General features: G+C 51.6%; 8 protein-coding genes, 3 pseudogenes and 1 riboswitch. Of the genes and pseudogenes, 4 read left to right on the top strand and 7 right to left on the bottom strand.

What is annotated here, in order from left to right; all coding sequences use genetic code 11:
- Positions 1 to 216: 216 nt before the first annotated feature.
- Positions 217 to 861, bottom strand: coding sequence for a MetQ/NlpA family ABC transporter substrate-binding protein (locus NM10_RS08490; RefSeq protein ID WP_020311168.1), 645 nt, complete (start codon positions 859 to 861; stop codon positions 217 to 219).
- 144 nt (positions 862 to 1,005) lie between these two features.
- On the opposite strand from NM10_RS08490, the gene NM10_RS08485 reads away from it, so the two are divergent.
- The gene (locus NM10_RS08485) at positions 1,006 to 2,121 is read left to right on the top strand and encodes an RNA-guided endonuclease TnpB family protein (RefSeq protein ID WP_020311167.1); all 1,116 of its coding nucleotides are present in this window, start codon (positions 1,006 to 1,008) and stop codon (positions 2,119 to 2,121) included.
- Positions 2,122 to 2,265: 144 nt separating this feature from the next.
- On the opposite strand, the pseudogene NM10_RS14650 reads toward NM10_RS08485, so the two are convergent.
- Positions 2,266 to 2,373, bottom strand: a pseudogene (locus NM10_RS14650) (D-methionine-binding lipoprotein metQ); the annotation flags it as partial.
- 136 nt (positions 2,374 to 2,509) lie between these two features.
- Positions 2,510 to 2,603: riboswitch (SAM riboswitch) on the top strand.
- A 105-nt stretch (positions 2,604 to 2,708) separates the two neighbouring features.
- On the opposite strand from NM10_RS14650, the gene NM10_RS08475 reads away from it, so the two are divergent.
- Together NM10_RS08475 and metF are read left to right on the top strand one after the other, a co-directional pair.
- On the top strand, positions 2,709 to 3,539 hold the full coding sequence (locus tag NM10_RS08475) for a MetQ/NlpA family ABC transporter substrate-binding protein (RefSeq protein ID WP_020311165.1): 831 nt from the start codon (positions 2,709 to 2,711) through the stop codon (positions 3,537 to 3,539).
- 47 nt (positions 3,540 to 3,586) lie between these two features.
- Positions 3,587 to 4,441 (top strand): methylenetetrahydrofolate reductase [NAD(P)H], encoded by an 855-nt coding sequence (metF, locus tag NM10_RS08470; protein WP_020311164.1) that lies wholly within the window; start codon positions 3,587 to 3,589, stop codon positions 4,439 to 4,441.
- Between the two features lie 175 nt (positions 4,442 to 4,616).
- On the opposite strand, the pseudogene speC reads toward metF, so the two are convergent.
- Positions 4,617 to 6,775: pseudogene (gene speC / locus NM10_RS08465) on the bottom strand (ornithine decarboxylase).
- 582 nt (positions 6,776 to 7,357) lie between these two features.
- On the opposite strand from speC, the gene NM10_RS08460 reads away from it, so the two are divergent.
- A complete protein-coding gene (locus tag NM10_RS08460; protein WP_020311163.1) occupies positions 7,358 to 8,563 on the top strand; it encodes a Fic family protein in 1,206 nt (401 codons plus the stop codon).
- 579 nt (positions 8,564 to 9,142) lie between these two features.
- On the opposite strand, the gene NM10_RS08455 is transcribed toward NM10_RS08460, so the two are convergent.
- From NM10_RS08455 to NM10_RS08440, 4 genes and pseudogenes are all read right to left on the bottom strand, one after another.
- Positions 9,143 to 10,315, bottom strand: a complete 1,173-nt coding sequence (locus NM10_RS08455) for an acetylornithine transaminase (protein WP_020311162.1) — start codon at positions 10,313 to 10,315, stop codon at positions 9,143 to 9,145.
- 182 nt (positions 10,316 to 10,497) lie between these two features.
- Positions 10,498 to 11,407: pseudogene (argB, locus tag NM10_RS08450) on the bottom strand (acetylglutamate kinase).
- Positions 11,408 to 11,424: 17 nt separating this feature from the next.
- On the bottom strand, positions 11,425 to 12,150 hold the full coding sequence (locus NM10_RS08445; RefSeq protein ID WP_020724082.1) for a bifunctional glutamate N-acetyltransferase/amino-acid N-acetyltransferase: 726 nt from the start codon (positions 12,148 to 12,150) through the stop codon (positions 11,425 to 11,427).
- Between the two features lie 175 nt (positions 12,151 to 12,325).
- Positions 12,326 to 12,622 carry an RNA-guided endonuclease TnpB family protein gene (locus NM10_RS08440; RefSeq protein WP_071601849.1) on the bottom strand — a complete coding sequence of 99 codons (297 nt, stop codon included), beginning with the start codon at positions 12,620 to 12,622 and terminating at the stop codon, positions 12,326 to 12,328.
- Between the last annotated feature and the right edge of the window lie 53 nt (positions 12,623 to 12,675).

The following is a 12,675-nucleotide window of genomic DNA, read 5'->3' as shown; positions in this document are numbered from 1 at the left end:
GATAGCGGTGGAAATACACCGTCGCACCCTACTGATCACCGTTCAGGCCGCATCTCCCGAATCCATTCTATCCGCCGGTCCGTGCCGAACTCCCACTGCCATCGGCTCGCTGGAACTGCCACAATCGGATATACTCGTTTCGTTCATCGACAAATCCATTTAGATTTTGCTTTATTATATACTTGTAACGCGCCTATTGTCAAGCCTTAGACCCGCCTATTCAGCCGGTTCGATGGTGCCGTTGTATTTATCGGCAATGAACTTCTTGACAGCATCGGAATGGAAGATTTCAGCAATCTTCTTGTACGTCGGGTTGTCCTTGTCCTGAGCACGGACAGCCAGGACCATGACGGCCAGCGGTTCGTCTTTCGGTTCCAGGAAGATGCCCTGTTCTTTGACGTTGAGGCCGGCACTCATGACGTAGTTCATAGTGATGACGGCGGCATCGACGTCACCGAGGCTGCGCGGCAGCTGGGCGGCTTCGATTTCCTTGAACTGGAAATGCTTCGGATTATCTACGACATCAGCCGGCGTAGCCTTGAAACCGACGCCGTCCTTGAGCTTCAAGAGGCCTGCCCGCTGGAGGAGTGCCAAACCGCGGCCGCCATTGGTCGGGTCGTTGGGAATGGCGATGACAGCGCCGTCGGGCAAAGCATCGACGCTCTTATATTTGTCGCTGTAAATCCCCATGCGCATGAGGATCGTATTGCCGATAGGCACTAAATCAGTGCCATTCTGCTTATTGAAATTATCCAGGAACGGCTTGTGCTGGTAGCTGACCAAATCGATGTCGCCATCGGCCAAAGCCTTGTCTGGCGTAATATAGTCGGAAAATTCGACGACTTTAACCTGATTCTGCAAGAAGTCTCCCGCCTCTTTAGGCGGTGAGATGAATTGCAAGTTTTTCTGAGGGCTCGATGCCATCAGAAAAACAATGGCTTCACAAGTTGATTTGCAGTATAATCAGTAGTAAGAGTAAAAGGATTTGGAAAGTCAAGGCAGGTGATGATAGTGAATAAGGCATACCGATACAGAATCTATCCGACAACGGCACAGAAAATGATGTTTGCCAAGACCTTTGGGTGTGTCCGATTCATCTACAACAAGATGCTGCGTGACCGCATTGACTATTATAAGGAAACCGGCCAAAAGCTGAATAACACGCCTGCGCAGTACAAGGAAGAATTCCCTTGGCTGAAAGAAGTGGATAGTCTGGCTCTTGCCAACGCTCAGATGAACTTGAACAAGGCGTACCATAACATCTTGAGCAACCGAAAGCATTTTGGCAAGCCGCGATTCAAGTCCAAGAAGAATTGTCGTGCTTCGTATTCCACGAACAACCAGAAAGGCTCTGTCCGAATCGAGGGCCATAAGGTGAAACTGCCGAAAGTCGGCTGGGTGAAATTATGCCAGCATCGTCCCTTGCCGGAGAACAGTATCATAAAGACCGTAACCATCAGCAAGACGCCATCCGGAAAGTACTATATCAGTATGCTGGTGGAGTATGAAAACCAAATACTCCCGGTCATACCGAAGACGTTCCTGGGCCTGGATTTTGTGATGCACGGCTTGTATGTGGCTTCCGATGAGGAGGATGCTGAGTATCCCGATTTCCTGCGAACGGCAGAGAAAAGATTGGCTAAGGCACAGCGGAAGCTATCCCAAAAGCAGAAAGGAAGTCACAACAGAGAAAAACAAAGACTGCGTGTAGCTATTCTCCATGAGAAAGTGGCCAATCAACGGCAGGATTTCCTGCATAAGAAGGCTCGCTACCTTGCAGATCGCTATGATGTCATTGGCATTGAGGATATTAGCGTCAAAGCGATGGCAAAGCGGAAAAAGGGTGGCAAGTTCAGTTTTGGCAAATCCGTAGCTGACAATGGCTGGAATCTGTTCACGAACATGCTGGAATATAAGTTGGCTTGGCAAGGCAAACAGCTTATCAAGATAGACAAGTGGTATCCAAGCAGCCAACTGTGCCATGTTTGCGGATATCAGAACCACGAAACCAAGGACTTATCTGTAAGGGAATGGGATTGCCCGAAATGTGGCAGTCACCATAATCGCGATAAGAACGCTGCCATAAATATTCGGGAAGAAGCCAGGCGAATAGCTGCCTGACGTAATCCATAAAATACCGTGGGGCGCACGGGAATCTACGCCTGTGGAGAGAGTGTAAGCCGCCGCAACTCTTTGGAGTCAGTGGCGCTGTTCTCGTTGAAGCAGGAAGCTCCCGCCTCTATAGGCGGGAGTACGTTCACTGTGAATCCCCTGCTTTTCCGCTTCCTTGGCTACGGCTTCGACGACTTCGGCATGCGGACCGGCTGTGGCCCCGATCTTGATTTCCTTGTCGCTGCTGCCGGAACTTTCCATTGAATCATCAATGATACCCCCTCTTAAGATTGTGCCTAAATGATACGCTTTCAGTATAGTTTTGTCAATGACCTGCCTGGCCTCTTGACAAATCGCCCATCCATGATAAACTAAGAATCAAGACAACTTTAGACGACATTTATCCAGAGTGGTGGAGGGACTGGCCCTATGAAACCCGGCAACCGACGATGACGGTGCTAATTCCTGCGGATTATTCCGAGAGATAAAGAATCAGCAATCAACCTCTTTCTCTTTCGGAAAGAGGTCTTTTTTATGGATAAAATGACGGAACAGGATGGTCTATATTATTCTATATTTTGTTAGGAGGAATCTTCATGAAAAATCTCAAGAAACTCTCGCTTCTCGCCGCTTCGGCCCTGCTGGCCGTCGCTTTCCTGGCTGCCGGCTGCGGCAGTGATTCCGCTTCCAGCGGCTCGTCTTCCAAGAACACGACGGTCACCGTCGGCGCTACGCCCGTACCGCACGGCGAAATCCTCAACGAAATCAAGCCGCTCCTGGCCAAGGAAGGCGTCGACTTGAAAGTCGTCGAATTCACGGATTACGTCAAACCGAACCTGGCCCTGAACGACAAAGAACTGGACGCCAACTTCTTCCAGCATTCGCCGTACCTCGATAAATTCAACAGCGAACACGGCACGAAACTGAAAGCCATCGCTAAGATCCACGTCGAACCGATGGGCATTTATTCCCATAAGATCAAGGATTTGAAAGACCTGCCGGACGGTGCGAAAGTCGCCATCCCCAATGACCCGACCAACGGCGGCCGCGCCCTCCTCATCTTGCAGAGCGCCGGCCTCATCGGCCTGAAAGACGGCGGTAACATTACCTCGACCGTACAGGACGTCGAAAAGAACGATAAGCACCTCCAGTTCGTCGAACTCGAAGCCGCTCAGATTCCCCGTTCCATCGATGACGTGGACATCGCTCTGATCAACACCAACTTCGCTATGGAAGCCGGCCTCAATCCGCTGAAAGACGCCCTCTTCCTGGAACCGAAAGATTCGCCGTACGCCAATGTCCTCGTCATCCGTGAAGGCGATGAAAATCGTCCGGAAATCCAGAAACTCGTCAAAGCCCTCCAGTCTCCGGAAGTCAAGAAATTCATTGAAGACAAATACCAGGGCGCAATCCTGCCGAGCTTCTAATAAAAGTTGGATGTTTGACGTTTGATATTGAGGGGGAATTCATATACATGCATACGAATGAGCTTTTTGCCAAAAAAACGGTCTTTTCTTTTGAAGTCTTTCCACCGAAACGGGACATTCCCGTCGAAACGGTCTATCCGACCCTGGACGAGCTGAGCCAGCTCCATCCTGACTTCATCAGCGTCACCTGCGGCGCCGGCGGCACGGGCGGCAACCGTACCGTCGAAGTCGCTACGTACATCAAGCAGTTAGGCTGCGAAACGGCGGCCCATATGCCCTGCATCTACCTCACGGAAGAAGCAGCCCTGCAGAACTTGAAAGAATTGAAAGAAGCGGGCATCGAAAACATCCTGGCCCTGCGCGGCGACGAAGTACCGGGCCGCGAACGGGCTCACGTCTTTGAACATGCCAGCGACCTCGTAGCCTTCATCAAAGAAAAGGAACCGGACTTCAACGTCATCGGCGCCTGCTATCCCGAAGGCCATACCGAAGCCAAGACCCTGGCTGCCGACATCCGCAACTTGAAGACCAAAGTCGACGCCGGTGCCAGCGAGCTCATTTCTCAGCTATTCTTCGACAACGCCCTTTTCTACCGCTTCCTCGAACGCTGTGAAATCGCCGGCATCAACGTCCCCATCGAAGCCGGCATCATGCCCGTCACCAATAAAGCTCAAATCGAACGCATGGTCACCATGTGCGGCGCCACGCTCCCCATCAAATTCCAGCGGGCCATTGCAAAATACGGTGACACTCCCGAATCCATGCGCGACATCGGCATCGCCTATGCTGTCGACCAGATTGCCGACCTCCTGGCCAACGGTGTAGACGGCATCCACGTCTACACCATGAATAACCCGTACATCGCCAAAAAAATCGCCGAAGCCGTAAAGACATTGTTATAGAAATCTTTGTACATCACCTCTATAGTAGGGGCTTGCACGTGGCAAGCCCGTCCCAGAACATTAGCGAGTCTCAAGTTCAGGGAATGCATTGCCAAATCTCTAGCGGGTCGCCCACGTGGCGACCCCTACAGTGAAAAAAAGAGAGGCTGTCTTAATACGACAGTCTCTCTTTTTTTCACTCTTTCAGCACATATCCATAGGCGTGGATGCGTCCATCGTCTTCTTTTTCCAGATAGACGCCCTGGATTTCCGAGGCGAAGCCCGGCAATTCATTGAGGCCTTCTTCCAGGGCCTTGAAATACTGGACTGCCGTATGGGACCAGCGTTCGCCCGGGACGACGCAGAGGACGCCCGGCGGATAGGGCAGAGCGCCTTCGAGGGCGATGCGGCCTTCGATTTCATCGAGGGGCACCAGCTCACCCTGGCCGCGGATGAAAGCGTATTGCGCATCCTGGGCATTCATGGCGTATTCCGGCAAGTATTCCCGACGGAAGAGTTTCTTCTGCAGGTCCTTGACGTTCCGTGCCTTATAGAAATCATGCATTTCCTGACAGAGTTGGCGAATCGTATAGCCGGCGTAGCGGTCCGGATGTGAGTTGTAGACGCCGAGGAGGACTTCCTGCATGGGGACATCGTGGTCGACGAAGCGTTCAAAACGGACCAGCTGGGACACGAGGAGGCGCATCTTATTCTTATTTTCAGCCGGTGTCAGCAGGAAGAGGATCGAATTCAAATCACATTTTTCCGGGATGACGCCGTTACCGCGAAGGTACGTCGCCAGGATGTTGGCATGGATACCAAAATCTTCGTACTGTCCCGATTCAGCGTCGATGCCCGGTGTCGTCAATAACAATTTGCAGGGGTCGACGAGATATTGTCCCGGCCCGTATCCTTCAAAAGCATGCCACTTGGCATCCGGTTCAAAGGTAAAATAGGCCAGGTCGTTGGCCATGTCATCCGTATTGCCATCCTGCCAGGCTTGCCGTAGACCGTCGGTGCCACGAACGGCCGGATATAGTGGCAGCGGCGCAGGATATCCTTGCGGGCTTCGATACCCATTTTCACGCAGTCCATCCACATCTTGCGGCCAGCCGCACCGGCATGGATTTTGGCGTTGACAGCGATAGTGGCGAACATGGGATAAAAAGGACTCGTCGACGCATTGGCCATGAAGGCATTGTTGAAGGTCTTGTGGTTGCAGTAGCGGGGCTGGTTATGGATATGGTTGTCCTTCTTATGGATCTGCGAAGCCTGAGAAAAACCAGCCTGCTGCTTATGGACCGACTGGACGACCATGATACCCGGATCGTCTTCATGCAAATCGAGGAGCAGCGGCGAGTAGTCCTTGAGCATGGGAATGAACTGTTCATAGCCGACCCAGGCCGAATCAAAGAGGATGTAGTCGCAGAGATGACCGATGCGGTCGACGACATAGCGGGCATTGTACAGCGTCCCGTCATAAGTGCCGAGCTGGATGACAGCCAAGCGGAAAGGCCGCTTGGCCTTGGCTTTTTCCGGATCCCGTTCGGCTGCCAGCTGGCGCAGATACGTTTCATCGAAACAGTGGGCGTCGATGCCGCCGATGAAGCCATAGGGATTGCGGGCCGTTTCCAAATAGACCGGCGTCGCCCCGGCCTGGATGAGAGCCCCGAGAGCGACGGACTTGTGATTGTTGCGGTCATAGAGAACCAAGTCGCCAGGCGTCAGCAAGGCATTGGTGACGACCTTATTGGACGACGAAGAGCCATTGAGGACGAAATAGGTCTTATCGGCATGGAAGACTTCGGCTGCAAAATCCTGCGCTTCCAAAGCCGGCCCTTCGTGGATGAGCAAATCACCGAGGGTCACGTCGGCATTACAGATATCGGATTGAAAAATATGAGGTCCATAGAAATCATAAAGATAGCGTCCTGCCGGATGCTTCTTGAAAAACAGGCCGTCCTGATGGCCCGGGCAGTCAAAAGGCGTATTCTTTTCACTGACGTAATCGACGAGGTCGGCAAAAAACGGCGGCAGCACAGCATGTTCATAGCGGCTGGCCAGGCGTTCGGCCGTCGAAATACAGCGGCTCTTATTGACCATTTCTTCCGTAAAGACGACATCGACCTTGTCGATATACTGGTCCGGCATCTTCTCGCCGCCCGGCATGATGACCATGATGGGAATACCGAATCCCGTTTCATCGATCTTGTCGATGTAGGCAAAATCCTGGTCCGAAATAACCGCTACGGCCACATCGGTGAAATCCGTCTGCTCAACAGGCACGATTTCCCGGTCGCTGTCAACGAAATAATACTGTACATCAAAGCTGTAAGCTATCTTCAAATGTTTCATATGTCTTCTCTCCCTATCCTCTTCCTTTGCATTGATATTTTAATAAATACAGCCCTATTGTACGCAATTCCCCCATGAATAGCAAGAAAAATATTTCGCAAATAGTACATTGGGGCCTAAAAAGCCGTTCATCGTAGGTCGTTCGTCGTTCATCGAATATGGGGCCTGACGGCCCCGCCGGTCGCAGGCCGCCTCGGACTCAACTGCCGCTACGCGGCAACAGACCCAGAATGACGACATCGCCTCGAGTGCCCCTTGGCTCGTCAAAAAATAGTGGCTCGTTGTTCGTGGCTCGTAAAAACTTACCATTATACTCGGATCGGCTGTGACCAAATATCGCAGCGGGCCGCACAAGGCTCCCTTTATAGGGGAGCTGGCCGCCAAAGGCGGTCTGAGAGGTTAAAGGTCGCCCCCTACGCACAAGGCCGTTGGCCGTGTATTTTTTTGCGAACTGCGACCTGAGCTCTATACTGGTCATATTATCAATTGCCGAGTATAATAAAAGTGAAACCTCAAAATTTCCATTTTTTGAGGTCTCAGAATCATGAGATAGCAAAAATCGCTTTTTTTGAGGTAACTGCCATGAAATATGAATCCCTGTATTCACTCTATTACAAAGACAGCCAAATATGGGAAAAAGTATATCAGGAACGGTTTCACAGCCCCTTTAGCCGTCATTTGCCTTTGGCGATAAAGCAGTATCATCGTCGGCAAAGCCATCCTGCTTTTTTCTGCTATAGCGAAGAAATCGCCTTATCCTTGGAAAAAATTGCCAGCGAAGTCATGGACTGTCTTGACATTATACATCAAGTTCCACCGGCCGCTATCTCGCAGTTTTTGCATACGTCCCTAGTTGATGAAATCAAATCGACCAATGACATCGAAGGCGTGCGCAGTACGAGGAAAGAAATCTTGACGGCTTTTTCCGTCCCCGAATCGGAACAGTCATTTTACCGTCTGGGCAGCATCGTCAACAAATACATCAAAATCATTCAAAAAAAATACATCCCTTTAACTACCAGCCAGGATATCCGCCAGCTTTTCGACGATTTTCTGGCCGATGAAATTAAACGAGATGACCCCAAAAATCTCCCTGATGGGAAAATCTTTCGTAAGGATCGTGTCGACATCGTCTCACCGGCACAAAAAACTATCCATCAAGGAGTCTATCCGGAATCAGCTATCATTCAAATGATGGACGCAGCCCTCGATGTGCTGAATGACAAGACCATCCCTTATTTAATCCGTGTTGCTATCTTTCACTATTTCTTTGGCTACATCCATCCTTTCTATGATGGAAATGGCCGAATGGCGCGATTCATCACGTCTTATTTGTTGGCATTGCATTTACATCCCGCAATAGCCCTGCAAGTTTCTATCTTAATCAAAAAATACCGCAAAAGATACTACGACCTGTTTTCACATACCGATGCCGACATCAATCGCGGAGATTTGACCCCCTTCATCATAGGAACCTTGAAATTCATCGAACAGGCCACGCTTTTCACACACCATACACTCAAACATAAATATCAAACTTATCAAAAAGCCAAAGAAAAGCTCACCCAAACGCCGTCCTTGTCAACGAAAAATAAAACCACCGCTGCGATTTGCGATATCCTGCTACAAGCGGCTATCTTTTCCGACATCGGCGTTTCCGTAAAAGAAATCATAGAAACCCTAAACATTTCCGAAAACACAGTCTACAATCATCTGAAAAAAATTCCTGAAGAATATCTGTGGATAAATAAAGAAATACGGCCATACCGCTACCAATTGCGGTTATAAGGGCCTGACGGCCCCGCCGGTCGCAGTTGGCAGTTCGCATGCCGCCTCGGACTCAAATGCCGCTTCGCGGCAACAGACTCAGAATGACGACATCGCCTCGAGTGACCCTCGGCTCGTGAAAAAATAGTGGCTCGTGGCTCGTTGTTCGTGGTTCGTAAAAACTTACCATTATACTCGAATTAGCTGTGACCGAATCTCACAGCGGGCCGCACAAGGCTCCCTTTATAGGGGAGCTGGCCGCCAAAGGCGGTCTGAGAGGTTAAAGGTCGGCCCGCTACGCGCTGAGGGCTTCCCGAAGCGTCGTTGTTAGTTTGAGTCTGTCGCGGCGGAACGCCGCATCTGAATCCGCGAGAAAGGCCGTGGTTCATTATTCGTGGCTCGTAAAAACATACCCATTATACTCGAATGGGCTGTTATGAAATCTCTCTGGCGGGCTTCCCACGGGAAGCCCCTACAGTTCGGCCATGGGCCGTGTGTATTTTTGCGAACGGCTAACAGCTAGCTGCTGACTGCCAAAAAGGCGCTGTCTTCATGCGACAGCGCCTTTTTCACTACAAACTTGATACTGCAAACTATATTCTATTTATCGATGACTTCCTTGACGATGCTGATAGCTTCTTTCAATTCATCCCAGGGGATGTTGAGCGGCGGCAGGAGGCGCAGGAGGCCGTTGGCCGTGAGGACGAGGACGCCGTGGTCGACGCAGCCTTCTACGACGTCCATGAGGGCTTTATTCTTGAGGGTGACGCCAATCATGAGGCCCATGCCGGATACGTGGTCGACGTGTTCGCACTGTTCCAGTTCTTCTTTGATGTATTTCCCTTTTTTCCGGACTTCTTCCATGAGGGCGTCGTCGAGGCGGTCGATGATGGAAATGCCGCCGGCCGTGCAAATCGGGTTGCCGCCAAAAGTCGAACCATGGGTATGGTTGGTCAGGGTATGCTGCGTCGAATCGGCGAACATCGTAGCCCCCAAGGGCAGGCCGCCGCCGATGGCTTTAGCCGTCGAAATGATATCGGGCTGGATGCCGTAGCCCATGTAGGAATAGAGATAGCCCGTCCGGCCATTACCGGTCTGGACTTCGTCGACGATAATCAGGATATCGTGGGCATGCGCATATTCTGCGACCTGCTGGACATATTCTTTGTCGAGGGGATGGACGCCGCCTTCGCCCTGGACCATTTCCATCATGATGGCGCAGACGTTATTTTCTTCGCATAGCCGCTTCATATCGGCAAAATCATCGGGTTCGGCATAGACGAAGCCGTCGACGAAGGGCCCGAAGTCTTCATGGAGCGAGTCCTGGCCGCACGCCGTCAAGGTGGCAATGGTCCGGCCGTGGAAGCTGTTCTTCAAGGTGACGATGGTATAGCGGCCGTCACCGTATTTGTCGTGCGAATATTTGCGGGCCGTCTTGATGGCACATTCATTGGCTTCGGCACCGGAGTTCGAGAAGAAGACCTTCTTCATGCCCGTCTTCTGGCAGAGTTTTTCGGCCAGGACGGTCTGGGGTTCCGTAAAGAAGACGTTGGAAATATGGCTCAATTTATGGAGCTGCGCTTCAACGGCTTTGATCCACACGTCGTCACAGACGCCGAAGATGTTGACGGCAATACCGGCGCTGAGGTCGATGTATTTCTTGCCGTCCACATCATACAAAATTGCGCCTTTGCCGTGGTCCAATACGGCACCGACCCGGTTGTATACATTGACGATATATTCTTTATCAAGGGTTTTATAATCTTCTGCCATTAGGAGATTCCTTCTTTCTTATAATATGGGAGCCTGACAGCTCCGCAGGCCGCTCAAAGAGACCGTTTTTCGTTCGTAGTTCATCGTTCATCGCGATGGCTTGGTATTTTTAACTCCCATACGATGAACGAGGAACGACCTACGACCAACGAAAAAAATTTATTTTCATGTGCTAGTCGCATTTATTTGCCGATTGAATAGTGCCCTACGAACATGGTCCCTAAACCTTCTTCGGTGAGCATTTCGATGAGGATGGCATGGGGAACCGTGCCGTTGATGATGAACACGCGCTTGACGCCGGCCTTGATGGCATCGGTGCAGCACTGGACTTTGGGAATCATGCCGCCGGCGATGATGCCGTCGTTTTCCAGCTGCCGCGCCTGGTCGAGGGTGATTTCCGTGAGCAATGAATCGGGCTCGTCCTTATCTTTGAGGACACCGTCGATATTGGTCATGGACAGCATACATTCTGCATTGAGGGCACCGGCAATCTTGGCCGCTGCCGTGTCGGCGTTGATGTTATAGGCCTGGCCGTTGGTGTCGGTCCCAATGGTCGAAATGACCGGGATATAGCCTTTATCCAGGTTATCTTTGATGATGGAAACGTCGACGTCGGTAATGCGGCCGACGTAGCCCAGTTCATCGCTCTGTTTCTGGACTTTGATCATCTGGTCATCGATGCCGCAGAGGCCGATGGCTTTGCCGCCGATGGTCCCGATGAGGTTGACCAGGTCTTTGTTGACCTGACCGGCCAGGACCATCTGGACGACTTTCATCGTTTCTGCGTCAGTGACGCGCAGGCCGTTGAGGAATTTCGATTCCATGCCCAATTTATTGAGCGTCTCTTTGATGTGCGGGCCGCCGCCGTGGACGAGGACGACCTTGACGCCGATGAGGTTCAAGAGGACGATATCGCCCATGACCTGATTTCTTCAGGTCTTCGTTGATCATGGCATTGCCACCGTATTTGACGACGACGATTTTGTTGCTGTATTTCTTGATGTACGGCAGGGCGTTCATCAAAATCTGCGCCTTCTGGGCATTGGTTACGGATTTGACATCTTCCGAGACGAGTTCGATTCGTTTAAACATTGCAATAGATTCCCCCATTAACTGCAGGCCTTCAAGGAATTTTGGAAGCCTAATTTTTTCAATAACTGTTCCAGTCCATCAGCCAGTGTCTCCTGACTGCACGGACTGCTACCGGCCATGCCGTTGGCCATGACGATGAACGTAAAGTTTTCCGTGTCGATGGCCGCCTTGGCCTGAGCCAGGGCGCCTTCGATGACAGCACTGCCGGCCTGGGCATCGGTCATGATGACACATAAGCCGTCGCTGTCGGCCGTGCCGTCGGCGGCGACACCGCTCAGGGAACAGCCGGGCGTCCCACTGGACAAGGCTACCTGATAGGCCGTGACATCGCCGGCATTATCCAGGACCGCTTCCAGCGGCTGGCTGTCGGTCCCCAATCCTGCCGTCAGCGTCTTGAGGCTGTGGATGAGCAGGGACGGACGGAAATACTGGCCTTTGGCCCCGCTGGCGACCAGGGCGATATCGTCTGGCGCTTCATCCATGCATTTCCCGGCGGCCTGGCAGACTTCCTGAGAAATCTCATGGCCCCGCGGCCCATCGGGAAGGGCCGTACCGTTGTGCAGGAGCAGTACCTTACCGGACTGAGTCATCAGGCCCTGACTCGTGGCGGTAACGATGGAGCAGTCGCGTCGGCTTACGATCATGGCGACATCCAATTTCACACGGCTGCTGCATAATCCACTGTACGTACCGGCAGCCTGAAATCCTTGCGGTACGCTGAGGCTATCATAAACCTGACTCATACTGACTCCACCTTTCATCTGATTCATCTAATACTGTGAACGTACTCCCGCCTATAGAGGCGGGAGCTTCCTGCTTCAACGAGAACAGCGCCACGGACTCCAAAGAGTTGCGGCGGCTTACACTCTCTCCACAGGCGTAGATTCCCGTGCGACCCACGGTATTTTATGGATTACGTCAGGCAGATATCCGCCTGGCTTCTTCTCGGATATTTATGGCAGCGTTCTTATCGCGATTATGGTGACTGCCACATTTAGGGCAATCCCATTCCCTTACAGATAAGTCCTTGGTTTCGTGGTTCTGATATCCGCAAACATGGCACAGTTGGCTGCTTGGATACCACTTGTCTATCTTGATAAGCTTTTTGCCTTGCCAAGCCAATTTATATTCCAACATGTTCGTGAACATATTCCAGCCATTGTCAGCTACGGATTTGCCAAAGCTGAACTTGCCACCCTTTTTCCGCTTTGCCATCGCTTTGACGCTGATATCCTCAATGCCAATGACATCATAGCGTCTGCGAGGTA

It is taken from the genome of Megasphaera sp. NM10 (assembly GCF_000417505.1).
Classification (GTDB): domain Bacteria; phylum Bacillota; class Negativicutes; order Veillonellales; family Megasphaeraceae; genus Megasphaera; species Megasphaera intestinihominis.
Note: the sequence above shows the minus strand (reverse complement) of the source record. Positions and strands in the feature narration are given on the sequence as shown.